This is a genomic window from Arthrobacter sp. JDC6, from assembly GCF_056484025.1.
This window is the reverse complement of record NZ_CM151278.1, coordinates 1,257,803-1,278,585: the sequence shown is the minus strand read 5'-3', so window position 1 is coordinate 1,278,585 and position 20,783 is coordinate 1,257,803. Positions and strand designations below refer to the sequence as shown.

The 20,783-nt window shown below is 62.3% G+C and carries 32 protein-coding genes; 3 read left to right on the top strand and 29 right to left on the bottom strand.

From position 1 onward, the window contains the following. Nucleotides 1–34: 34 nt before the first annotated feature. The 6 genes from ACV095_RS06025 to ACV095_RS06000 form a co-directional block, all read right to left on the bottom strand. Nucleotides 35–1,045, bottom strand: coding sequence for a DNA-directed RNA polymerase subunit alpha (locus tag ACV095_RS06025; RefSeq protein WP_013601812.1), 1,011 nt, complete (start codon nucleotides 1,043–1,045; stop codon nucleotides 35–37). A 130-nt stretch (nucleotides 1,046–1,175) separates the two neighbouring features. Further along, nucleotides 1,176–1,577, bottom strand: a complete 402-nt coding sequence (gene rpsK, locus ACV095_RS06020; protein WP_018769149.1) for a 30S ribosomal protein S11 — start codon at nucleotides 1,575–1,577, stop codon at nucleotides 1,176–1,178. A 54-nt stretch (nucleotides 1,578–1,631) separates the two neighbouring features. Further along, nucleotides 1,632–2,006, bottom strand: a complete 375-nt coding sequence (gene rpsM / locus ACV095_RS06015) for a 30S ribosomal protein S13 (RefSeq protein ID WP_003803743.1) — start codon at nucleotides 2,004–2,006, stop codon at nucleotides 1,632–1,634. A gap of 184 nt (nucleotides 2,007–2,190) precedes the next feature. Next, a complete protein-coding gene (rpmJ, locus tag ACV095_RS06010) occupies nucleotides 2,191–2,304 on the bottom strand; it encodes a 50S ribosomal protein L36 (protein WP_009358722.1) in 114 nt (37 codons plus the stop codon). Nucleotides 2,305–2,375: 71 nt separating this feature from the next. Continuing rightward, the gene (gene infA, locus ACV095_RS06005) at nucleotides 2,376–2,597 is read right to left on the bottom strand and encodes a translation initiation factor IF-1 (protein WP_009358723.1); all 222 of its coding nucleotides are present in this window, start codon (nucleotides 2,595–2,597) and stop codon (nucleotides 2,376–2,378) included. 171 nt (nucleotides 2,598–2,768) lie between these two features. Continuing rightward, nucleotides 2,769–3,707, bottom strand: a complete 939-nt coding sequence (locus ACV095_RS06000; protein WP_478223101.1) for a P1 family peptidase — start codon at nucleotides 3,705–3,707, stop codon at nucleotides 2,769–2,771. 215 nt (nucleotides 3,708–3,922) lie between these two features. Here ACV095_RS06000 and ACV095_RS05995 point away from each other — a divergent pair, with 215 nt between their 5' ends. Genes ACV095_RS05995 through ACV095_RS05985 form a run of 3 tightly spaced genes read left to right on the top strand, consistent with a single transcriptional unit; the run spans nucleotide 3,923 to nucleotide 7,209 of the window. Further along, nucleotides 3,923–4,882 (top strand): carbohydrate ABC transporter permease, encoded by a 960-nt coding sequence (locus tag ACV095_RS05995; RefSeq protein ID WP_026265743.1) that lies wholly within the window; start codon nucleotides 3,923–3,925, stop codon nucleotides 4,880–4,882. Continuing rightward, the gene (locus tag ACV095_RS05990) at nucleotides 4,879–5,799 is read left to right on the top strand and encodes a carbohydrate ABC transporter permease (protein WP_018769146.1); all 921 of its coding nucleotides are present in this window, start codon (nucleotides 4,879–4,881) and stop codon (nucleotides 5,797–5,799) included. The genes ACV095_RS05995 and ACV095_RS05990 overlap by 4 nt, the downstream gene beginning before the upstream one ends. A 60-nt stretch (nucleotides 5,800–5,859) precedes the next feature. Further along, on the top strand, nucleotides 5,860–7,209 hold the full coding sequence (locus ACV095_RS05985; RefSeq protein WP_018769145.1) for an ABC transporter substrate-binding protein: 1,350 nt from the start codon (nucleotides 5,860–5,862) through the stop codon (nucleotides 7,207–7,209). Between the two features lie 108 nt (nucleotides 7,210–7,317). Here ACV095_RS05985 and map read toward each other — a convergent pair whose 3' ends face one another. The 23 genes from map to rpsJ form a co-directional block, all read right to left on the bottom strand. Then, a complete protein-coding gene (map, locus tag ACV095_RS05980) occupies nucleotides 7,318–8,145 on the bottom strand; it encodes a type I methionyl aminopeptidase (protein WP_144600745.1) in 828 nt (275 codons plus the stop codon). Nucleotides 8,146–8,217: 72 nt separating this feature from the next. Then, the gene (locus tag ACV095_RS05975) at nucleotides 8,218–8,787 is read right to left on the bottom strand and encodes an adenylate kinase (protein WP_018760442.1); all 570 of its coding nucleotides are present in this window, start codon (nucleotides 8,785–8,787) and stop codon (nucleotides 8,218–8,220) included. Nucleotides 8,788–8,792: 5 nt separating this feature from the next. Then, nucleotides 8,793–10,103: a preprotein translocase subunit SecY gene (gene secY / locus ACV095_RS05970; protein WP_026265742.1), complete on the bottom strand. Its 1,311-nt coding sequence runs from the start codon at nucleotides 10,101–10,103 to the stop codon at nucleotides 8,793–8,795. 210 nt (nucleotides 10,104–10,313) lie between these two features. After that, a complete protein-coding gene (rplO, locus tag ACV095_RS05965; protein ID WP_013601817.1) occupies nucleotides 10,314–10,799 on the bottom strand; it encodes a 50S ribosomal protein L15 in 486 nt (161 codons plus the stop codon). Next, the gene (rpmD, locus tag ACV095_RS05960) at nucleotides 10,800–11,006 is read right to left on the bottom strand and encodes a 50S ribosomal protein L30 (protein ID WP_009358731.1); all 207 of its coding nucleotides are present in this window, start codon (nucleotides 11,004–11,006) and stop codon (nucleotides 10,800–10,802) included. A 2-nt stretch (nucleotides 11,007–11,008) separates the two neighbouring features. Continuing rightward, complete coding sequence (rpsE, locus tag ACV095_RS05955) at nucleotides 11,009–11,725, bottom strand: 30S ribosomal protein S5 (protein ID WP_018769142.1); 717 nt, start codon at nucleotides 11,723–11,725, stop codon at nucleotides 11,009–11,011. Beyond that, the gene (gene rplR / locus ACV095_RS05950; RefSeq protein ID WP_018769141.1) at nucleotides 11,722–12,105 is read right to left on the bottom strand and encodes a 50S ribosomal protein L18; all 384 of its coding nucleotides are present in this window, start codon (nucleotides 12,103–12,105) and stop codon (nucleotides 11,722–11,724) included. Before rplR ends, rpsE begins: the two co-directional genes overlap by 4 nt. A gap of 2 nt (nucleotides 12,106–12,107) precedes the next feature. Then, the gene (gene rplF, locus ACV095_RS05945) at nucleotides 12,108–12,644 is read right to left on the bottom strand and encodes a 50S ribosomal protein L6 (protein WP_018769140.1); all 537 of its coding nucleotides are present in this window, start codon (nucleotides 12,642–12,644) and stop codon (nucleotides 12,108–12,110) included. Between the two features lie 18 nt (nucleotides 12,645–12,662). Next, complete coding sequence (gene rpsH / locus ACV095_RS05940; protein ID WP_018769139.1) at nucleotides 12,663–13,061, bottom strand: 30S ribosomal protein S8; 399 nt, start codon at nucleotides 13,059–13,061, stop codon at nucleotides 12,663–12,665. Nucleotides 13,062–13,143: 82 nt separating this feature from the next. Continuing rightward, entirely contained in the window at nucleotides 13,144–13,725 is a 582-nt protein-coding gene (gene rplE / locus ACV095_RS05935) for a 50S ribosomal protein L5 (protein WP_018769138.1), read from the bottom strand. Continuing rightward, nucleotides 13,725–14,087, bottom strand: a complete 363-nt coding sequence (gene rplX, locus ACV095_RS05930; protein WP_015937845.1) for a 50S ribosomal protein L24 — start codon at nucleotides 14,085–14,087, stop codon at nucleotides 13,725–13,727. The genes rplE and rplX overlap by 1 nt, the downstream gene beginning before the upstream one ends. A gap of 3 nt (nucleotides 14,088–14,090) precedes the next feature. Further along, a complete protein-coding gene (gene rplN / locus ACV095_RS05925; protein WP_003803789.1) occupies nucleotides 14,091–14,459 on the bottom strand; it encodes a 50S ribosomal protein L14 in 369 nt (122 codons plus the stop codon). A gap of 630 nt (nucleotides 14,460–15,089) precedes the next feature. Further along, complete coding sequence (gene rpsQ / locus ACV095_RS05920) at nucleotides 15,090–15,395, bottom strand: 30S ribosomal protein S17 (RefSeq protein ID WP_018769137.1); 306 nt, start codon at nucleotides 15,393–15,395, stop codon at nucleotides 15,090–15,092. Continuing rightward, nucleotides 15,392–15,721 (bottom strand): 50S ribosomal protein L29, encoded by a 330-nt coding sequence (rpmC, locus tag ACV095_RS05915; protein WP_018769136.1) that lies wholly within the window; start codon nucleotides 15,719–15,721, stop codon nucleotides 15,392–15,394. Before rpmC ends, rpsQ begins: the two co-directional genes overlap by 4 nt. A gap of 2 nt (nucleotides 15,722–15,723) precedes the next feature. Beyond that, nucleotides 15,724–16,140, bottom strand: coding sequence for a 50S ribosomal protein L16 (gene rplP / locus ACV095_RS05910; protein WP_015937848.1), 417 nt, complete (start codon nucleotides 16,138–16,140; stop codon nucleotides 15,724–15,726). Next, complete coding sequence (rpsC, locus tag ACV095_RS05905) at nucleotides 16,141–16,971, bottom strand: 30S ribosomal protein S3 (RefSeq protein WP_018769135.1); 831 nt, start codon at nucleotides 16,969–16,971, stop codon at nucleotides 16,141–16,143. Next, a complete protein-coding gene (rplV, locus tag ACV095_RS05900; protein ID WP_009358304.1) occupies nucleotides 16,972–17,337 on the bottom strand; it encodes a 50S ribosomal protein L22 in 366 nt (121 codons plus the stop codon). 38 nt (nucleotides 17,338–17,375) lie between these two features. After that, entirely contained in the window at nucleotides 17,376–17,657 is a 282-nt protein-coding gene (rpsS, locus tag ACV095_RS05895; protein ID WP_003803803.1) for a 30S ribosomal protein S19, read from the bottom strand. Between the two features lie 12 nt (nucleotides 17,658–17,669). Further along, on the bottom strand, nucleotides 17,670–18,509 hold the full coding sequence (rplB, locus tag ACV095_RS05890; protein WP_026264302.1) for a 50S ribosomal protein L2: 840 nt from the start codon (nucleotides 18,507–18,509) through the stop codon (nucleotides 17,670–17,672). A 29-nt stretch (nucleotides 18,510–18,538) separates the two neighbouring features. After that, entirely contained in the window at nucleotides 18,539–18,844 is a 306-nt protein-coding gene (rplW, locus tag ACV095_RS05885) for a 50S ribosomal protein L23 (protein ID WP_011692807.1), read from the bottom strand. Then, entirely contained in the window at nucleotides 18,841–19,461 is a 621-nt protein-coding gene (gene rplD / locus ACV095_RS05880; protein WP_478223100.1) for a 50S ribosomal protein L4, read from the bottom strand. The genes rplW and rplD overlap by 4 nt, the downstream gene beginning before the upstream one ends. Before the next feature lie 4 nt (nucleotides 19,462–19,465). Next, nucleotides 19,466–20,116, bottom strand: a complete 651-nt coding sequence (gene rplC, locus ACV095_RS05875) for a 50S ribosomal protein L3 (RefSeq protein ID WP_018769133.1) — start codon at nucleotides 20,114–20,116, stop codon at nucleotides 19,466–19,468. A gap of 17 nt (nucleotides 20,117–20,133) precedes the next feature. After that, a complete protein-coding gene (gene rpsJ / locus ACV095_RS05870) occupies nucleotides 20,134–20,442 on the bottom strand; it encodes a 30S ribosomal protein S10 (RefSeq protein ID WP_003803825.1) in 309 nt (102 codons plus the stop codon). Nucleotides 20,443–20,783: the final 341 nt, after the last annotated feature.

Genomic DNA, 20,783 nt, shown 5'->3' with positions numbered 1-20,783 from the left:
ACACCGTGGTGCTGCCCTCCGGCCAAGGTCTGGTTTAGAGTTCGTCGTCGCCGAAGGCGGCGTCGTCCTCTTCGATTGCTGCGGCGCGTGCTGCGAGGTCAAAACCGGGAGGCGAGTCCTTGAGGGACAGGCCCAGTTCAACCAGCTTTGCCTTGACCTCGTCAATGGACTTTGCACCGAAGTTGCGGATGTCCATCAGGTCAGCCTCGGAGCGGGCAACGAGTTCACCCACGGTGTGGATGCCCTCACGCTTGAGGCAGTTGTAGGAACGGACGGTGAGGTCCAGATCCTCGATCGGCAGTGCCATGTCGGCTGCCAGGGCAGCGTCGGTGGGCGACGGGCCGATCTCGATACCTTCAGCTGCGGTGTTCAGCTCACGGGCCAGACCGAACAGTTCCACCAGGGTGGTGCCTGCGGAAGCGACGGCATCGCGCGGGGCGATGGCCTGCTTGGTCTCGACGTCGACAATCAGCTTGTCGAAGTCGGTGCGCTGCTCAACACGGGTTGCTTCCACGCGGAAAGTAACCTTCAGCACCGGCGAGTAGATGGAGTCGACCGGGATACGGCCGATCTCTGCATCGCCGGACTTGTTCTGAGCTGCCGAAACGTAGCCGCGGCCGCGCTCGATGGTCAGTTCGAGTTCGAACTTGCCCTTCGAGTTCAGCGTGGCGATGTGCAGATCCGGGTTGTGGAATTCGACGCCGGCCGGCGGAGCGATGTCCGCGGCGGTGACGACTCCGGGGCCCTGCTTGCGCAGGTAAGCCACGACGGGCTCGTCGTGCTCGGAGGAAACCGACAGGCTCTTGATGTTAAGGATGATCTCGGTGACATCTTCCTTGACACCCGGAACCGTGGTGAACTCGTGCAGCACACCATCGATCCGGATGCTGGTTACGGCAGCACCGGGGATGGAGGAGAGCAGGGTACGGCGGAGGGAGTTTCCGAGGGTGTAGCCGAAGCCCGGTTCCAGCGGTTCGATGATGAAACGCGAACGGTTTTCGGAGACTACCTCTTCGGAGAGGGTGGGGCGCTGTGCAATGAGCACTTAGGTTTCCTTTCGGCGAGCATCCGCTATATGACGCAACACAGGTGGTGGAAATTCGGTCTGAAGACTTAACGCGCTGGGCTTGCCCGGACCATCGCTGGTCCGGGCAAGCTCCTGCTGCGGAAAAGAATTAGACGCGGCGGCGCTTCGGCGGGCGGCAGCCGTTGTGGGCTGCGGGGGTGACGTCCTGGATGGAGCCAACCTCGAGGCCTGCGGCCTGCAGCGAACGGATTGCCGTCTCGCGACCGGAACCCGGTCCCTTGACGAAAACGTCTACCTTGCGCATGCCGTGCTCCTGCGCACGCTTGGCAGCGGCTTCGGCAGCCATCTGTGCAGCGAACGGGGTGGACTTGCGCGAGCCCTTGAAGCCAACCTCACCGGAGGAAGCCCAGGAAATAACAGCGCCGTTCGGATCCGTGATGGAAACGATGGTGTTGTTAAAGGTGCTCTTGATGTGCGCCTGGCCAAGCGCGATATTCTTCTTGTCCTTCTTACGCGGCTTGCGAACCGCGCCACGAGTCTTCGGGGGCATTTTTTCTCCTACAGAAAGTTATTGGGGAAAGTCCGTAAATCCCGAGCGGGGATTTTAACGGGCCTTCTTCTTGCCGGCGACGGTACGCTTCGGGCCCTTGCGGGTACGTGCGTTGGTCTTCGTACGCTGACCGCGTACGGGCAGGCCCTTGCGGTGGCGCAGGCCTTCGTAGCTGCCGATTTCAACCTTGCGGCGGATATCTGCTGCTACTTCGCGGCGAAGGTCACCCTCAACCTTGTAGTTGCCTTCAATGTAGTCACGCAGCTCAACCAACTGGGCGTCAGTCAGGTCCTTGACGCGAACGTCAGCGCTGATGCCCGTGGCAGCCAGGGTTTCGTGTGCACGGGTCTTGCCCACGCCGTAGATGTAAGTAAGCGCAATTTCCAGCCGCTTTTCGCGGGGAATGTCTACGCCAGCGAGACGAGCCATAGTGGCAGTACTCCTTGATAAACCGGAGGTCGTAGGCAGTACACCCGCATGTTCCATGCGGCCCCAGCCTCCGACCGGGGGTTAGCTGTCCGGACTCTTTCGAGCTCAATGTTCCAGATCAGCTTGTGCTGCCTTTATTTACTTGCGTGGGTTAGCAACCCAGGATTTCCTTCAGGGAAGGAAATTAGCCCTGGCGCTGCTTGTGGCGCGGGTTCTCGCAGATCACCATGACCCGGCCATTACGGCGGATCACTTTGCACTTTTCGCAGATCTGCTTGACGCTCGGCTTGACCTTCATGGCGTTCCTTTGCGTGTAGCAGTGTGGTCAACTGGAGCAGCGGTCAGCTTGTGCTGAAGCCGCCCAGCAATTTACTTGTAGCGGTAGACGATACGACCACGGGTGAGGTCGTACGGGCTCAGCTCCACCACTACGCGGTCCTCGGGGAGGATTCGGATGTAGTGCTGACGCATCTTTCCAGAGATGTGTGCCAGAACGATGTGCTTGTTGGTGAGCTCAACGCGAAACATCGCGTTAGGCAGCGCCTCGGTCACAACGCCTTCGATCTCAATGACCCCGTCCTTCTTGGCCATACCCTCCGCTAACTGTTGTTGCCGCAGTCCCGCCGGAATGCACCGGGCATGACCACGAACGTTTTTGTTGGATCGATTGCCGCCTCCAGGCCCAAAAGGGCGTGGCAGTCCAGACAACCAACAAACAACACTACCCTGTTGGCCGGTAAAAGTTAAATCGGCCATAGTAGCCTACGCCGGGCGGTACGCACCATATTCGCCTGCTGGAGTGCTGACGCCTGCAGCGCTGGCCACGCCGTCCAGGATGGCCAGGCGGACGACGTCGGCTGCCGCACTCTGCAGCGTAATAAGGCTGACCTGCCGGGCAGCTTCGTCCGAGCGGTCCAGTGCCACGGCACCGGTCGCCAGGCAAAAAACGGTGTCCCCGTCGGCGAGGGTGTGGCTGGGATTCAAGGCACGGGCAATCCCCGCGTGCGAGGCAGCCGCCGTGCGCTTGCACTCGGCCGCATCAAGGACGGCATTCGTGGCCACCACGGCAAGGGTGGTGTTCGTCGTGGTCGCTGCTTTGATTGGCGCTGGAAAGCCAGGTTTGGTCTGGTCGAACGGGAGCCCGAGTGCGTTGACTATGGCCAGCGCGCCGACCACTACCCCGTTCTCCAGCGTGACCGACGCCGTGCCAACTCCCCCTTTGTATTGCCCCCTGCCAATAAGTGCCCCGGTTCCGGCACCCACGTTGCCGCGTTCGACGTCGTGCCCTTCCTTCTGTGCTGCCGCGGCGGCCGTTGCGGCGTAGCCCATGTCCGGCGTCGGCCGTGCCTTGAAGTCGCCGCCCCTGCCAAGGTCGAAGATCGCGGCAGCGGGGACGATGGGCACGACGCCCCCGGGAACGGCGAACCCCCGCCCGTTCTCCTCGCACCAGCGCTGGGCACCGGCCGCGGACGCCAGCCCGTAGGCGCTGCCGCCGGTCAGCACCACGGCGTCCACCGACCTGACCAGGGTGGTGGGGTCAAGGGCGTCCGTTTCATGTGTGGCAGGGCCGCCGCCCTGGACCTCCACCGAACCCACGCAGCCCGGCGGCGGCAGGACCACGGTGACGCCGGTCAGCCAGCCCCCGCTGTCCTTGTGGACCTGGCCTACCCGGATGCCCGGCACGTCGGTGATGGTTCCCATTCCCCTATTCTCCCCTCTGTGAGCGCGCCCCTGCCGCATCGCGGGACTTTGTGCGAGACTGCATTCAACACAGCGTTAACGGGCGACGAAGCCTTGGATAACAGTCCCCTGACAAGGGCATATGCGGGTTTCAGCCCCCTGACGGTCTGGTGTAGTAGTCCCTAGATCAAGCCAGGGCCGGCCACGAGCAGGCTCCCAACCCGGGAGAGACACGCATGACCCGTCAACTCGCCCCCCACCCCGCCGCCAAACCCAAGAGGCCTCCGGGGCGGTCCGCGAAAATCCCTAAGCGCCGGTGGACTGCACGGACCCGCAGGGACTTCTTTGTCTTCCTGGCCATGGCGCTGCCCAACCTGGTGCTGATCGCCGTCTTCACCTACCGGCCGCTGTTCAGCAATATCTATTACTCCACCCTCGACTGGACCCTTGGCTCCCCCACGGCCACCGTGGTTGGCCTCAGCAACTACGTCACCTTCTTCACCAGCAATGATGCGCCGAAAGTCCTGGGGACCACGGCTGTGTTCACCGTGGTCACGGTGGGCGGCTCCATGGTGCTGGGCCTGCTGGTGGCGCTGGCACTGAACGCGAAGGTCCGCGGCACCACCTTCGCCCGTTCGGCCGTCTTTGCCCCGTACGTACTCTCCGGCGTCGGCGTGGGCTTGGTGTGGCTGTTCATCTTCGACCCCGGCTACGGCGTCCTGGCCTGGCTGCTGCGCGGCATCGGGCAGCAGAGCCCGCAGTGGATCAACGACCCCCAACTCTCGCTGGTCATGGTGATCCTGGTCTACGTCTGGAAAAACCTGGGCTACTGCGCCGTGGTGTACCTTGCGGGGCTCCAGTCCCTCCCGGCGGATGTCATGGAAGCCGCGTCCCTGGACGGCGCCAACGGATTCCGCCGCTTTGTCAGCATCTCGCTGCCGCTGCTGTCCCCCACCACGTTTTTCCTCCTGATCACCACCATGCTCAGCTCGCTGCAGGCCTTCGACCTCATCCGGATCATGACGCCGCTGGGCACCGGCACCAGCACCCTGATCTACGAGGCCTACCTGCAGGCCTTCGGGGCGTACAACAGGGCCGGCTACTCGGCAGCCATTTCCGTGGTCCTGTTCGCAATCCTCCTGGTGATCACCGTGCTGCAGCTGCGGTTCGTGGAACGAAAGGTGCATTACTCGTGACTTCCCTTTCCCCGGTCAGCCCCGACCCCGCAGCTCCCGCCATTGCCGGACCGGAGCCAAGCCTCCACCGTGACCGGCCGTTCTCCCGCCGCAACCTCATCCGGACCGTGGTGGCCGGCTACCTGCCGCTGCTCGTGGCCACCCTGGTGGTGTTCCTGCCCCTCCTGTGGATGGTCCTGAGCTCCTTCAAGACGTCCGGCGAGATCGTCACCACGGACCTGAAGATCCTCCCTGAAAGCCTGGACCTGCAGAACTACCGGACCGCCATGACCACGGTGCCGTTTGGGCAGTTCTTCCTGAACAGCACCATCGTTACCCTGGCCGGGGCCACCATCAAGGTGCTGCTGGCGATCCTGACGGCCTATGCCCTGGTGTTTGTCCGCTTCCCGTTCCGGAACTTCATCTTCCTGCTGATCCTGGTGGCCCTCATGGTGCCGCCGCAGGTGTCCATCCTGCCCAACTTCATCCTGATCGCCGGCATCGGCGGGAAGAACACGCTGTGGGGCATCATCCTCCCCGGCCTTGGCACCGCGTTCGGAACGTTCCTGCTCCGCCAGCACTTCCGCACGCTTCCCGCCTCCATCCTGGAATCGGCCGAGGTGGACGGTGCCGGCCACTGGCGCCGGCTCTGGCAGATCGTGGTTCCCGTCTCGGTCCCGTCCATCGCCACCGTGGCACTGGTGACGATCGTGACCGAATGGAATGACTACATCTGGCCCCTCATCATCACGGACCGCCCCGAAACCATGACCCTGCCCGTGGGTCTCACCCTGCTGCAGAACAACGAAAGCAACGCCGCCGGCTGGGGCGTCCTCATGGCCGGGGCGGTCCTGGTCATCGTTCCCATCCTGATCATCTTCGCGGCCCTCCAGCGCTACATCGTTGCGGGCCTCACCCAGGGCAGCGTAACCGGCTAAGCTGCCGGCCGCCGTCGTACTTTCCAACCTTTACCAAGGCAACAACCGAAAGGAACCGTCATGACACTGCACCTGGACCGGAGGCATTTCCTGGGCCTGGCAGGGGTATCCGCCTCTGCAGCTGCCCTGGCCGCATGCGGCGGACCATCAACAACCGGCGGCGGCCAGGCTACCTCCCAGGCAGCCGAGATCGACTTCAACGGCGTGAAGCCCGCCGCCAAGATCGACTTCTGGTCCAGCCACCCTGGCCAGTCCCAGGAGGTGGAGAAGAGCCTGATCGACAAATTCCACGCCAAGAACCCGGACATCACCGTCAACCTGGTCACCGCCGGTGCCAACTACGAGGAAATTGCCCAGAAGTTCCAGACCGCCCAGGCCGCTAAGTCGGGCCTGCCGGGCGTGGTGGTCCTGTCCGATGTCTGGTGGTTCCGCTACTACACCAACGGCAGCATCATTCCGGTTGACGGCCTTATCAAGCAGCTGGACATGAAGATGGACGACTTCCAGCAGTCGCTGGTCAATGACTACAAATACGACGGAAAGCAGTGGGCACTGCCCTACGGCCGGTCAACGCCGCTGTTCTACTACAACAAGGACCACTTTGCGGCGGCTGGAATTCCCGACCGTGCCCCGAAGACCTGGGACGAGTTCAGTCAGTGGGCACCCAAGCTGAAGGCAAGCTCGGGCGCGCAGTACGCCTATATCTACCCCGCACTCGCCGGGTACGCGGGCTGGACGCTGCAGAACATGCTGTGGGGCTGGGGCGGCGGCTGGTCCAAGGAATGGAACATCACGTGCGACTCCACCGATTCCGTGGCGGCCCTGCAGTGGGCGCAGGACTCCATCTACAAGGACAAGTGGGCCGGTGTTTCGTCCAAGGAAGCGGCGGATGACTTCTCGGCCGGGCTGACCTCCACCACCATTTCGTCCACCGGTTCGCTGCTGGGGATCCTGAAGTCGGCCAAGTTCAACGTTGGTGTTGGCTTCCTGCCGGGCGGTCCCAAATCCCAGTCGAACGTGTGCCCCACGGGCGGCGCCGGGCTGGGCATCCCCAGCGGGATCACCAAGGAGGAACAGCTGGCCGCCGGCAAGTTCCTGGACTTCGTCACCCAGCCGGAGAGCACGGCGGAGTTCTCGGCAGCCACCGGCTACATGCCCACCCGCAAGTCCGCGGACATGGCGGCCGTCCTGGCCAAGACGCCACAGATCAAGACCGCCATGGACCAGCTGGCGGTAACCAAAGTCCAGGACAACGCCCGGGTGTTCCTGCCGGGTGCCGACCAGGAGATGGCCAAGGCCGCCGCCAAGATCCTCACCCAGCAGGGCGACGTCAAGTCCACCATGACGGACCTCAAGAACACCCTGCAGAGCATCTACGACCGCGACGTGAAGCCGAAACTGAAGTCCTAGCACCTGGCCGACGCGCAAAAGCCCTGGCGACACCCATTTACAGGTGTCGCCAGGGCTTTTGCGTGTCGTGCCTGAAGGCGCGCGTCGCTTACGGAATCGGCGCGTCGCCTACGGGATCGGCACGGGGGTGACGCCGAGGGGCAACAGGTGCTCCGCGCCGCCGTCGGGAGCTGAAAGCACCCAGATGCCTTTTTCGTGCACGGCCACGGAGTGCTCCCACTGGCAGGAACGCTTGGCGTCGGTGGTGACCACCGTCCAGTCGTCATCCAGGACTGCCGTGTCAATGCTGCCGCGGACCAGCATGGGCTCGATGGCCAGGCACAGGCCCGGTTTGATCTTGGGCCCGCGGTGGTTGGTGCGGTAGTTCAGGACGTCCGGTGCCATGTGCATCTCGGAGCCGATGCCGTGGCCCACGTAGTCCTCCAGGATGCCAAGCGGTTTGCCCGGCACAGATGAAACGTAGTCGTCGATGGCGGCTCCGATGTCCCCCACATGCGTGCCGGTTGCCAGTGCCGCGATCCCCCGCCACATCGCTGCATGGGTGACGTCGGACAGCCGCTGGTCCTCGGGGTCCGCGTTTCCCACGATCACCGTGCGGGCGGAGTCCGAATGCCAGCCGTTGACGATCGCGCCGCCGTCGATGGAGATGATGTCGCCGTCCTGCAGGACGCGGCTGCCGGGGATGCCGTGCACCACTTCCTCATTGACGGACGTGCAGATGGTAGCGGGGAAGCCGTGGTAGCCCAGGAAGTTGGACTTGGCACCTGCCTCGTTGAGGACTGCGGCAAAGACGTCATCCAGGTGCTTGGTGGTGACCCCCGGCACCGCGGCGGCAACGGCGGCATCCAGTGCACGGCTGAGGACCAGGCCGGCCTCATGCATGGTGCGCATCTGGGCGTTGTTCTTGAATTCGATGCGGGGCTGGCCGAAGGCCATGGTGTGTCCTTTCAAATGGCTGAGGCTCCTCCCGGATGCCGGGAGGAGCCTCGATAAACCGGGCGCCTGGGGTCAGGCTGCCTGTGCGGCCTTGATGGCCTGCATTACGCGGTTGGTGACTTCGTCGATGGGACCGATCCCGTCAACCTGGGTGAGGATGCCGCGCTCGGCGTACTTTGCCACCACGGCTTCGGTCTGCTCGTGGTACAGGTCAAGGCGGTGGCGGATGACGGCTTCGTTGTCGTCGCTCCGGCCCGTTTCCTTGGCCCGGCCCAGGAGGCGGTGGACCAGTTCCTCGTCATCGGCGGTCAGCTGCAGGACCACGTCGAGCTTCTCGTCGCCGTCGGCGAGGATCTCGTCCAGGTAGTCCACCTGCGCGGTGGTGCGCGGGTAGCCGTCAAGCAGGAAGCCGTTCTCGACGTCGGACTCGCCCAGGCGGTCGCGGACCATCTTGTTGGTCACGCTGTCCGGAACAAAGTCACCGTTGTCCATGTACTTCTTGGCCTCGATGCCCAGAGGGGTTTCACCCTTCACGTTGGCCCGGAAGATGTCACCGGTGGAGATGGCCACAACGCCGAGGCGTTCTGAGATCCGCTCCGCCTGCGTTCCTTTTCCGGAACCGGGAGGTCCAATAATCAGCATTCTCGTCATCGCAAAAGCCCTTCGTAGTGACGTTGTTGTAGCTGCGCATCAATTTGCTTTACGGTCTCCAACCCAACGCCCACCATGATCAGGATCGAGGTGCCACCGAACGGGAAGTTCTGGTTTGCGTTGATCAGTACCAGTGCAACCAACGGGATCAGCGCCACGAAGCCCAGGTAGAGGGCGCCGGGCAGGGTGATCCGAGAGAGCACGTACTGCAGGTAATCAGCGGTCGGCCTGCCGGCGCGGATACCTGGGATGAAGCCGCCGTACTTCTTCATGTTGTCTGAGACTTCTTCAGGGTTGAAGGTAATCGCGACGTAGAAGTAGGTGAAGAACACGATCAGGACGAAGTAAACCGCCATATAGATCGGGTGGTCACCGCGGGTGAGGTTGTTGTTGATCCATTCAACCCACGGTTGCATCGACTCGCCGTTCCGGGGCTGGTTGAACTGTGCGATCAGCCCGGGAATGTAGAGCATGGAGGAGGCGAAGATCACCGGAATGACACCGGCCATGTTCACCTTGATGGGAATGTAGGTGCTGGTGCCGCCCACGGTGCGCCGGCCGATCATACGTTTGGCGTACTGGACCGGAACGCGCCGCTGGGACTGTTCCACGAAGACCACCAGCGCGACGGTGAGCAGGCCAACGGCCAGGACAATGAAGAAGGTCCCGGGGCCCTGCGAGGTCCAGATGGCACCCAGCGAGGTGGGGAACTGCGCAGCGATGGACGTGAAGATGAGCAGCGACATGCCGTTGCCCACGCCCTTCTCGGTGACGAGCTCACCCATCCACATGATCAGGCCGGTGCCGGCCGTCAGTGTGATGATGATCAGGATGGTGGTGATGATGCTGTTGTCCGGGATCACCGGCAGCTGGCAGCCGGGAAGCAGCTGCCCGGAGCGGGCCAGGGACACCAGCGTGGTGGCGTTGAGCAGGCCCAGCGCGATGGTGAGGTAGCGGGTGTACTGGGTCAGCTTGGACTGTCCCGACGCGCCCTCGTCGTAAAGCTGCTGGAACCGGGGAATGACCACCCGGAGCAGCTGGACGATGATGCTGGCCGTGATGTAGGGCATGATGCCCAGGGCGAAGATGGACACCTGGAGCAGCGCACCGCCGCTGAAGAGGTTAACGAGCTGGTACAGCCCGCCGGCGGTCTGACCGTTCTGCAAGCATTGCTGGACATTCTGGTAGTTCACACCTGGCGAGGGAATGAAAGCACCCAAGCGGAATATGGTGATGATTCCCAGCGTGAACAACAACTTGCGTCGCAGATCAGGCGTGCGAAAGGCCCGGCCAAATGCGCTAAGCAAGCGTCCTCCTGTGGTGTCAATAAGAGTGGGGGTGCGGAACTTGATAAATCCCGACAACCGAGTGTAACGGTTGAATGTGCCGTGCGAACAATCCGCGCCAGCGCGCATGCGCCGGATGGCAGGAAAATATCGCCCGGCGGATGTGAAAAACTCCCGGTATCCGGGGCCGAAGCCCGCGGATACCGGGAGTTCAACAGCTGGCGCCGTCCCTTAGAGGGCGGTGGTGCTTCCGCCTGCTGCAGCAATCTTTTCAGCGGCACTGGCCGAGAATGCGTGGGCGGTGACGTCAACCTTGACGGTGATGTCGCCGGTGCCCAGCACCTTGACGGGCTGGTTCTTGCGAACTGCGCCCTTTTCGACCAGGTTCTCCACGGTGACTGCGCCCCCTTCCGGGAACAGCTCGTTGAGCTTGTCCAGGTTTACAACCTGGAACTCAACCCGGAACGGGTTCTTGAAGCCACGCAGCTTCGGCAGGCGCATGTGCAGCGGCAACTGGCCGCCGGCAAAGCCAGCCTTCACCTGGTAGCGGGCAGCCGTACCCTTGGTACCACGGCCGGCAGTCTTACCCTTGGATGCCTCACCACGACCAACACGGGTCTTGGCGGTCTTGGCACCCGGCGCGGGACGCAGGTGGTGAACCTTCAGGGCGTTCTGCTTCTCAGCAGCCTGTGCCTTATCAGCAGTGTTCTCTGCCATTTACTTCGCCTCCTCTACCTTTACCAGGTGCGGAACCGTGTTGAGCATTCCAACGGTCACGGCATCGGCGGTGCGGACAACGGTGTGTCCGATCCGCTTCAGGCCGAGGGACCGAAGGGTGTCGCGCTGGTTCTGCTTGCCGCCAATGGCGGACTTGATCTGAGTGATCTCCAACTGAGCGTCGGAGGGGACCAGGTTCTTAGCCATGACTAAACACCTGCCTTAGGGGCGAGGAGGGCCTTCACCAGTGCCGCCGGAGCGATCTCGTCGAGGGGCAGGCCGCGGCGTGCTGCCACTGCTGCCGGCTCTTCGAGGCGCTTCAGGGCATCAACAGTCGCGTGAACGATGTTGATGGCGTTGGAGGAACCGAGCGACTTGGAGAGGATGTCGTGGATACCCACGCACTCCAGTACTGCACGGACCGGGCCACCGGCGATAACACCGGTACCGGCGGAGGCCGGACGCAGCATTACAACGCCTGCAGCGGCTTCACCCTGAACGCGGTGCGGGATGGTGCTGCCAACGCGGGGAACGCGGAAGAAGGACTTCTTGGCCTCTTCAACGCCCTTGGCGATAGCAGCGGGAACTTCCTTGGCCTTGCCGTAGCCCACGCCGACCATGCCGTTACCGTCACCAACGACGACGAGTGCGGTGAAGCTGAAGCGACGACCACCCTTGACGACCTTGGAAACGCGGTTGATGGTGACAACGCGCTCTACGAACTGGTTCTTCTCGGCTTCACGGCCACCGTCGCGGCCGCCACGGCCACCGCGGTCGCCGCGGCCCTGGCCGCGGTCGCCACGCTCGCCGCGACGGGCGCCACCACGGCGGTCCTCGGCAGCGGGGGCAGTGGTCTCAGCAGCTGCGGCTTCGGGCGCCTTCTGATCTGCAGACACAGTGTCCTTTTCCTTGTTTGCTTCGGTCACAGTGACAGCCCACCTTCGCGAGCACCGTCAGCGACGGCGGCAATGCGGCCGTGGTACTTGTTACCACCACGGTCGAACACGACAGCCTCGACGCCGGCAGCCTTGGCACGTTCGGCAACGAGCTCGCCGACGCGCTTGGCCTTGGCAGTCTTGTCACCGTCGAATGCACGGAGGTCAGCTTCCAGGGTGGACGCGCTTGCTACGGTCTGGCCAATGCTGTCATCGACAACCTGGACAAATACGTGGCGTGCGGAGCGGTTGACCACCAGGCGGGGGCGGGCAGCCGTACCGGCAATGCGCTTGCGGATACGAAGCTGGCGGCGGCTGCGGGCAGCAGCCTTGCTCTTGTTCGTACGCTTCTTGTTAATGGAGATGGCCATGGTTACTTACCAGCCTTTCCGACCTTGCGGCGGATGACTTCGCCGGCGTAACGGATGCCCTTGCCCTTGTAGGGGTCCGGCTTCCGCAGCTTACGAATGTTGGCAGCAACTTCGCCGACCTGCTGCTTATTGATACCTGAGACAGAGAGCTTGGTCGGTCCCTCTACTGCAAAGGTGATGCCGGCCGGAGCGGAAACGCTGACCGGGTGGCTGTAGCCGAGAGCGAACTCAAGGTCAGATCCCTTGGCCTGAACGCGGTAACCGGTACCGACGATTTCAAGCTTCTTCTCGTAGCCTGCGGTGACGCCCTGGATCATGTTGGCGATCAGGGTGCGGGTCAGGCCGTGGAGCGAACGGGAGGCGCGCTCGTCGTTCGGGCGGCTGACGGTCAGGGTGTTCTCGTCCAGGGCAACCTCGATGGGGCTGGCCACAGTGTGGGTCAGCTCCCCCTTGGAACCCTTGACGCTGACGACAGAGCCGTCAACCTTGACCTCAACGCCGGCAGGAACGGTGATGGGGAGACGTCCAATACGTGACATTATTCTCTTCCTTTCCCGTTACCAGACGTACGCGAGGACTTCGCCGCCCACGCCCTTCTTGCCGGCCTGCTTGTCAGTCAGGAGGCCGGAAGAGGTGGACAGGATTGCGATACCCAGGCCACCGAGCACGTGAGGCAGGTTGGTGGACTTCGCGTAAACGCGGAGACCCGGCTTGGAGATGCGGCGTACACCGGCGATGGAACGCTCGCGGTTCGGACCGAACTTGAGTTCGAGGGTCAGCTTCTTGCCAACCTCAGCGTCCTCTTCCTTCCAGCCGGCGATGAAACCTTCGGCCTTGAGGATGTCGGCAACGCGTGCCTTGAGCTTGCTGTAAGGCATAGACACGGAGTCGTGGTATGCCGAGTTTGCGTTACGCAGGCGCGTAAGCATATCTGCGACAGGATCTGTCATTGTCATGTGGGCTCATGCCCTTCCTCGTAACGGTTTCCGCCGTTCCCTCCTTGATGGAGCGGAGCGGCCGGACCTTTTACGTAGTTAATTAAGCTTCGGTTTTGAACGGGAAACCAAGCGCCTTGAGCAGCGCGCGGCCTTCGTCATCGGTCTTGGCGGTGGTCACAACCGTGATGTCCATACCGCGGACGCGGTCGATCTTGTCCTGGTCGATTTCGTGGAACATAACCTGCTCGGTCAGACCGAAGGTGTAGTTGCCGTTGCCATCGAACTGCTTGCCGCTGAGGCCGCGGAAGTCGCGGATACGGGGCAGGGCCAGGGTGACCAGGCGGTCCACGAATTCCCACATGCGGTCGCCACGCAGGGTTGCGTGTGCACCGATGGGCATGCCTTCGCGCAGCTTGAACTGTGCGATCGACTTGCGGGCCTTGGTAACCTGCGGCTTCTGGCCGGTGATCTGGGTGAGGTCGCGGACAGCGCCGTCGATCAGCTTGGAGTCTTTGGCGGCATCTCCAACACCCATGTTCACAACAACCTTCACCAGGCGGGGTACCTGGTTCACGTTCTCGTACTTGAATTCATCCTGGAGCGTTGCCTTGATGGATTCGGCGTACTTGGTCTTCAGACGAGGAACGATCTTCGTTGCCGGAGTCTCGAGAGTCTCAGTCATTAGATGTCCTTCCCGGAGCTCTTGGACACGCGGATGCGGACGGTCTTCTTGACACCGTTCTTCTCCACCGTGTCGAGGCGGAAGCCCACGCGGGTCGGCTTCTTGGTCGACGGGTCAACCAGGGCCACGTTGGAAATGTGGATCGGGGCCTCTACGACCTCGATGCCACCGGTCTTGGTGCCGCGCTGCGACTGTCCAACCCGGGTGTGCTTGGTGACGCGGTTGATACCCTCAACCAGCACGCGGTTGGTGTCGGTGAATACGCGCAGAACCTTGCCCTGCTTGCCGCGGTCGCCGCCGCGCTCAGCCTTGGCGCCAGTGATGACCTGAACCAGGTCACCCTTCTTGATCTTTGCAGCCATGGACTAGAGCACCTCCGGAGCCAGAGAAACGATCTTCATGAACTTCTTGTCACGCAGTTCACGACCAACCGGTCCGAAGATACGGGTACCGCGGGGGTCACCGTCGTTCTTCAGGATCACAGCTGCGTTCTCGTCAAACTTGATGTAGGAACCATCCGCACGGCGGCGTTCCTTCTTGGTACGGACGATGACGGCCTTGACCACATCGCCCTTCTTTACGTTGCCGCCCGGGATTGCATCCTTGACGGTGGCGACAATGACGTCACCGATGCCTGCGTAGCGACGGCCGGATCCACCGAGAACGCGAATGGTAAGGATTTCCTTAGCACCCGTGTTGTCGGCGACCTTGAGTCGCGACTCCTGCTGAATCACTATTTACTCCTTGCGTCGCGCCGGTTCTCAGGCCGTGATCTTGCTACGGAATGAGCCTTGCGGAACGGTTGATCGGGGTGTCTCTTGACCTGCCTGGATTTTGCCAGACCAGGCCTAAACGCCCGTGCCAGAAGCAGTTGCTCCCATCCGGTCCGGGACGGATCCCGGGCGCACAGGGGCACTATGCTGTGGCACGCTTGTTTACGAGGTTGATGACGGCGCGCGAAAGGCGCCATACAAACTCAATATCCTAGCACGTTTTCCGCCGGTCCCCATATCACCACCGCCCACCGCCCCGCAAGACGGACGACGGCGTCACGCACGGCAGCCTTTTGGCGCACCAAAGGTGCCACTCCCCCGCCAGTCCAGGCGCCGCCGTCGTCCGGCAGCCCACTACGCCCCATCACTACCTGCAGGAAATCCTCCAACGCGCCATCACCTCCCGCTGGTACGTTTCGGCAAGTGATGTGGCGTTTCCGAAAAGCGTGCAGGAACTGATGGGGCGTTTCGGGAAAAGATGCAGGAAGTGATCGGGCGTCTGTGTGGCACGGACGGCCACGCCCGCTGCCCGTTAAACGAGGAAGCCCCCGCTCCCGGGAGGGAGCAGGGGCAACAGCTAAGCAGCAGGTGCTACTTGGCCTTCTCGAGGATTTCCACGAGCCGCCAGTTCTTGGTGGCGGACAGCGGACGGGTCTCGGCGATGACTACGAGGTCGCCGATGCCGGCGGTGTTCTCTTCGTCGTGTGCCTTGACCTTGGAAGTGCGGCGGATGACCTTGCCGTACAGTGCGTGCTTCACGCGGTCTTCAACCTCGACGACGATGGTCTTTTCCATTTTGTCAGAGACCACGTAGCCGCGACGGGTCTTGCGGTAACCGCGCTGCCCAGCCTTGGCTGCGGTAGCAGTTTCGGTCACGTTCTGGTCCTTTTCACTCACTTGGCGTCCTCCTCGGTCTCAGCCTTTTCAGCCTTGTCGGCCTTCTTGGTTGAAGCCTTCTTGGACTTCTTCTCTTCCTTGGCTTCCACAACCGGTGCGGCAACCTCGGCACGAATGCCCAGCTCGCGTTCGCGGAGAACGGTGTAGATGCGGGCGATGTCCTTCTTTACCGCGCGCAGGCGACCGTGGTTCTCCAGCTGTCCGGTGGCGGACTGGAAACGCAGGTTGAACAGCTCTTCCTTGGCCTTGCGGAGTTCTTCAACGAGACGCTCGTTGTCGAAACCGTCCAGCTGTGCGGGAGCCAGATCCTTGGATCCTACTGCCATTTCTACTCACCACCTTCGCGACGCACAATGCGTGCCTTCAACGGCAGCTTGTGGATTGCCAGGCGCAGGGCCTCGCGAGCTACCTCTTCATTGACACCGGAGAGTTCGAAAAGAACCCGGCCCGGCTTGACGTTGGCGACCCACCATTCCGGTGAACCCTTACCGGAACCCATGCGGGTTTCGGCCGGCTTCTTGGTCAGGGGACGGTCCGGGTAGATGTTGATCCAGACCTTACCGCCACGCTTGATGTGGCGGGTCATCGCAATACGGGCAGATTCGATCTGGCGGTTGGTGACGTATGCCGGGCTCAGGGCCTGGATACCCCACTCACCGAACGAGACCTCGGTGCCGCCCGTGGCAGCGCCGGAACGACCCGGGTGGTGCTGCTTACGGTGCTTGACTCGACGTGGGATAAGCATTTAAGCCTGTCCTCCTTCTACAGCAGCAGGTGCTGCTTCAACTGCCGGTGCTTCGGCAGCAGGAGCTGCGTCAGCGGCCGGGCGGTCGGTGCGACGGCGGCGGTCACCACGGTCAGCGCCACCCGGGCGGCCGGGACGGTCGCCACGGTTACCGCGGGACGGAGCTGCAGCAGCCTGTGCTGCCAGTTCCTTGGCGGTGACGTCACCCTTGTAGATCCAGACCTTCACGCCGATACGGCCGAAGGTGGTCTTGGCTTCGTAGAAGCCGTAGTCGATGTTCGCGCGGAGGGTGTGCAGGGGCACACGGCCTTCGCGGTAGAACTCCGAGCGGGACATTTCAGCGCCACCCAGGCGGCCCGAGCAGGCGATACGGATGCCCTTGGCACCTGCACGCTGAGCAGACTGCATGGCCTTCTTCATCGCACGGCGGAATGCCACGCGGGAAGTCAGCTGCTCTGCAACGCCCTGGGCAACAAGCTGGGCTTCCATCTCGGGGTTCTTGACCTCGAGGATGTTCAGCTGGACCTGCTTGCCGGTGAGCTTTTCGAGCTCGCCGCGGATGCGGTCTGCTTCTGCTCCACGGCGGCCGATGACGATGCCGGGACGTGCCGTGTGGATGTCCACGCGGACACGGTCACGGGTGCGCTCGATCTCGACCTTGGCGATGCCGGCGCGCTCCATGCCCGTGGACATGAGCTGGCGGATGCGGATGTCTTCGCGGACGAAGTCCTTGTACCGCTGGCCTGCCTTGGTGCTGTCAGCGAACCAGTGCGATACGTGATCGGTGGTGATGCCGAGTCGGAACCCGTGCGGGTTTACTTTCTGTCCCACTTAGCGAGCCTCCTCTTTCTCCGGGGTAGCGACTACCACGGTGATGTGGCTGGTGCGCTTCTTGATCTGAAATGCACGACCCTGGGCACGCGGCTGGAACCGCTTCATGGTCGGGCCTTCATCAACAAACGCTTCGCTGATGATGAGGTCGCCTTCGTCAAACGCCACGCCGTCGCGGTCCGCGAGGACCCGGGCGTTGGAGATTGCCGACTGAACTACCTTGAATACCGGCTCCGAAGCTGCCTGGGGGGCAAACTTCAGAATTGCCAGAGCCTCATTCGCTTGCAATCCACGAACAAGGTTGACGACGCGCCGGGCCTTCATAGGCGTTACGCGGATGTGGCGCGCAATTGCCTTGGCTTCCATTGCTTTCCTTCTCTCGTCTTTGACGTAAACGCAGGCGCCTAGCGGCGCTTGCCCTTACGGTCGTCCTTGACATGGCCGCGGAATGTCCGCGTGGGAGCGAATTCGCCGAGCTTGTGCCCGACCATCGACTCAGTGACAAACACCGGGATGTGCTTGCGTCCGTCGTGTACGGCGATCGTGTGTCCGAGCATGTCGGGGATGATCATCGAACGGCGGGACCAGGTCTTGATGACGTTCTTGGTGCCCTTTTCGTTTTCCCTGGCTACCTTCACAAAGAGGTGCTGGTCGACGAAAGGACCTTTTTTCAGGCTGCGTGGCATGTGTCCAGGCTCCTATCGCTTGTTCTTGCCAGTACGACGGCGACGCACAATAAGCTTGTCGCTCTCTTTGTTGGGGCGGCGGGTGCGGCCTTCACGCTTACCGTTCGGGTTGACGGGGTTACGTCCACCGGACGTCTTACCCTCGCCACCACCGTGCGGGTGGTCAACCGGGTTCATGGCAACACCACGGACGGTCGGGCGGACGCCCTTCCACCGCATACGGCCGGCCTTGCCCCAGTTGATGTTCGACTGCTCGGCGTTGCCCACCTCGCCGACGGTTGCGCGGCAGCGCACGTCAACGTTGCGGATTTCACCGGAAGGCAGGCGCAGCTGGGCGAAGCGGCCTTCCTTGGCAACAAGCTGGATGGATGCGCCGGCGGAGCGGCCCATCTTGGCGCCGCCACCCGGACGCAGTTCCACTGCGTGGATAACGGTACCCACCGGGATGTTGAGCAGGGGCAGGTTGTTACCGGGCTTGATGTCAGCACCGGCACCTGCCTCGACAACGTCACCCTGGGAGAGCTTGTTGGGAGCGATGATGTAACGCTTGGTGCCATCAACGTAGTGCAGGAGGGCGATGCGAGCCGTGCGGTTCGGATCGTACTCGATTTCGGCAACGCGGGCGTTGACGCCGTCCTTGTCGTGGCGACGGAAGTCGATCAGACGGTACTGGCGCTTGTGCCCACCACCCTTATGACGGGTGGTGATCTTACCGGTGTTGTTACGGCCGCCCTTCTTGGGCAGCGGACGTACCAACGACTTTTCCGGCGTCGACCGCGTAATTTCGATGAAGTCCGCTACGCTCGAGCCACGACGGCCCGGGGTAGTCGGCTTGTACTTACGGATTCCCATAATTTATTTCCTCGTTAAAGTGGTCTCCGCTACGCGAGCGGACCGCCGAAGATGTCGATGGTGCCTTCTTTGAGGGTGACAATCGCACGCTTGGTGTTCTTGCGGGTACCCCATCCGAATTTGGTGCGCTTGCGCTTACCGGCACGGTTGATGGTGTTGATCGATTCGACCTTGACGGAGAAGATCTTCTCCACGGCCAGCTTGATCTCGGTCTTGTTCGAACGGGGGTCCACCAGGAAGGTGTACTTGCCCTCGTCGATCAGGCCGTAGCTCTTTTCCGACACGACGGGTGCAAGCACGACGTCGCGGGGATCCTTGATGGTGGCTGCACTCACTTGGCATCCTCCTCGTTCTTAGCTGCCTTAGCGGCAACGAATGCGTCGTAGGCAGCCTTGGTGAAGACAACGTCATCAGAGACGAGAACGTCGTAGGTGTTCAGCTGGTCTACGTACAGAACGTGAACGCCGGCGAGGTTGCGCACGGACAGTGCGGCAACATCGTTATCGCGCTCGATGACGACCAGCAGGTTCTTGCGGTCGGACACATCGCGGAGCGTTGCCAGTGCGGTCTTGGCGGAGGGCTTGGTGCCTTCAACCAGTTCTGCGACAACGTGGATGCGACCGTTGCGTGCCCGGTCAGACAGTGCGCCGCGCAGTGCAGCCGCAATCATCTTCTTGGGGGTGCGCTGGCTGTAGTCACGCGGAGTGGGACCGTGGACGATGCCACCGCCGGTCATGTGGGGAGCACGGATGGAACCCTGACGGGCGCGGCCGGTGCCCTTCTGCTTGAACGGCTTGCGTCCTGCACCGGAAACTTCAGCGCGGGTCTTGGTCTTGTGGGTTCCCTGGCGGGCAGCAGCGAGCTGGGCAACGACAACCTGGTGCAGCAGCGGCACGTTGGTCTGAACGTCGAAGATCTCTGCAGGCAGGTCAACCTGGACAGTGTTAGCCATTGAACTAGGCTCCCTTCACGGCGGTGCGTACGAGTACGACCTGGCCGCGGGCGCCGGGAACGGCACCCTTGATCAGGAGCAGCGACTTCTCGACGTCAACCGCGTGGACCGTGAGGTTCAGCGTGGTGTGACGAACGGCGCCCATGCGGCCGGCCATTTTCATGCCCTTGAAGACGCGGCTCGGGGTGGATGCGCCACCGATTGAACCGGGCTTACGGTGGTTCTTGTGGGCACCGTGGGAAGCTCCAACACCGTGGAAGCCGTGACGCTTCATAACACCGGCGAAGCCCTTACCCTTGGTGGTGCCGATGACGTCGATCTTCTGGCCGGCTTCGAAGACCTCTACGGAGAGCTCCTGGCCCAGCTCGTACTCGGCAGCATCTGCGGTACGGAGTTCGACGACGTGGCGGCGAGGCGTGACGCCTGCCTTTTCAAAGTGACCAGCCAGCGGCTTGGTGACCTTGCGGGGATCGATCTGGCCGTAGCCGATCTGAACGGCGACGTAGCCATCGGTCTCAGCGTTGCGCAGCTGGGTGATGACGTTCGAGTCTGCCTGGACCACAGTGACGGGGATGAGCTTGTTGTTCTCGTCCCAGACCTGGGTCATGCCGAGCTTCGTGCCCAACAGGCCCTTTACGTTACGGGTTGCGGTCATAGTTTCTCAGCACCTCCCTACAGCTTGATTTCGATGTTCACGTCAGCCGGCAGGTCGAGACGCATGAGCGAGTCAACAGCCTTCGGCGTGGGATCGATGATGTCGATAAGACGCTTGTGCGTGCGCATTTCAAAGTGCTCGCGGCTGTCCTTGTACTTGTGCGGAGAGCGGATCACGCAGTACACGTTCTTCTCCGTCGGCAGCGGCACGGGGCCGACTACCGTTGCGCCTGCGCGCGTGACCGTCTCAACGATCTTCCGTGCTGAAACGTCAATGACCTCGTGGTCGTATGACTTCAGCCGGATGCGGATTTTTTGTCCCGCCATGTCGCCTGACTCTCTTTCAGTCTGTGCTTCCCCGGTTTAGGGCTGCCCTGTTCACTTACTCGTTGTATGGCTGCCGAAGCATTTGAGGTCGTAACCACCATCCGCCGCACAAACTGAATCCGGATGAATCCGGGTTCCTCACCTTGCCGGCGTAACCGACCCCCGCGGTCGGGCGTGTCGCGCTGGGCGCACATATAAATCCGCAGTTCCATGGGGGTGGGTTATGTTTGGTCTTCAGCTTGGACCCTGCACCCGGCATTATCCGGATCGGGACGCGAAGAAGCGCTTGAACAACTCATCTAGTATGCCGGAAATCCGCGGCAGATGCGAATCGGCTCCGG

Coding starts and splice junctions, on each gene's coding strand:
- rpsJ (WP_003803825.1), bottom strand. CDS start 20,442: ATGGCGGGACAAAAAATCCGCATCCGGCTGAAGTCATACGACCACGAG.
- rplC (WP_018769133.1), bottom strand. CDS start 20,116: ATGACCGCAACCCGTAACGTAAAGGGCCTGTTGGGCACGAAGCTCGGC.
- rplB (WP_026264302.1), bottom strand. CDS start 18,509: ATGGGAATCCGTAAGTACAAGCCGACTACCCCGGGCCGTCGTGGCTCG.
- rpsH (WP_018769139.1), bottom strand. CDS start 13,061: ATGACAATGACAGATCCTGTCGCAGATATGCTTACGCGCCTGCGTAAC.
- rplP (WP_015937848.1), bottom strand. CDS start 16,140: ATGCTTATCCCACGTCGAGTCAAGCACCGTAAGCAGCACCACCCGGGT.
- rplR (WP_018769141.1), bottom strand. CDS start 12,105: ATGGCCATCTCCATTAACAAGAAGCGTACGAACAAGAGCAAGGCTGCT.
- infA (WP_009358723.1), bottom strand. CDS start 2,597: ATGGCCAAGAAGGACGGGGTCATTGAGATCGAAGGCGTTGTGACCGAG.
- rplX (WP_015937845.1), bottom strand. CDS start 14,087: ATGGCTGCAAAGATCAAGAAGGGTGACCTGGTTCAGGTCATCACTGGC.
- rplE (WP_018769138.1), bottom strand. CDS start 13,725: ATGACTGAGACTCTCGAGACTCCGGCAACGAAGATCGTTCCTCGTCTG.
- rplV (WP_009358304.1), bottom strand. CDS start 17,337: ATGGAAGCCAAGGCAATTGCGCGCCACATCCGCGTAACGCCTATGAAG.
- rplF (WP_018769140.1), bottom strand. CDS start 12,644: ATGTCACGTATTGGACGTCTCCCCATCACCGTTCCTGCCGGCGTTGAG.
- rpsS (WP_003803803.1), bottom strand. CDS start 17,657: ATGCCACGCAGCCTGAAAAAAGGTCCTTTCGTCGACCAGCACCTCTTT.
- ACV095_RS05985 (WP_018769145.1), top strand. CDS start 5,860: ATGACACTGCACCTGGACCGGAGGCATTTCCTGGGCCTGGCAGGGGTA.
- ACV095_RS05975 (WP_018760442.1), bottom strand. CDS start 8,787: ATGCTGATTATTGGACCTCCCGGTTCCGGAAAAGGAACGCAGGCGGAG.
- rpmC (WP_018769136.1), bottom strand. CDS start 15,721: ATGGCAGTAGGATCCAAGGATCTGGCTCCCGCACAGCTGGACGGTTTC.
- rpsK (WP_018769149.1), bottom strand. CDS start 1,577: ATGCCCCCGAAGACTCGTGGCGCGGTTCGCAAGCCGCGTAAGAAGGAC.
- ACV095_RS05995 (WP_026265743.1), top strand. CDS start 3,923: ATGACCCGTCAACTCGCCCCCCACCCCGCCGCCAAACCCAAGAGGCCT.
- rplD (WP_478223100.1), bottom strand. CDS start 19,461: ATGGCTAACACTGTCCAGGTTGACCTGCCTGCAGAGATCTTCGACGTT.
- rplO (WP_013601817.1), bottom strand. CDS start 10,799: ATGGCAGAGAACACTGCTGATAAGGCACAGGCTGCTGAGAAGCAGAAC.
- map (WP_144600745.1), bottom strand. CDS start 8,145: ATGGCCTTCGGCCAGCCCCGCATCGAATTCAAGAACAACGCCCAGATG.
- ACV095_RS06000 (WP_478223101.1), bottom strand. CDS start 3,707: ATGGGAACCATCACCGACGTGCCGGGCATCCGGGTAGGCCAGGTCCAC.
- rpmJ (WP_009358722.1), bottom strand. CDS start 2,304: ATGAAGGTCAAGCCGAGCGTCAAGCAGATCTGCGAAAAGTGCAAAGTG.
- rpmD (WP_009358731.1), bottom strand. CDS start 11,006: ATGGCTAAGAACCTGGTCCCCTCCGACGCTCAGTTGGAGATCACTCAG.
- rpsM (WP_003803743.1), bottom strand. CDS start 2,006: ATGGCTCGTCTCGCTGGCGTAGACATTCCCCGCGAAAAGCGGCTGGAA.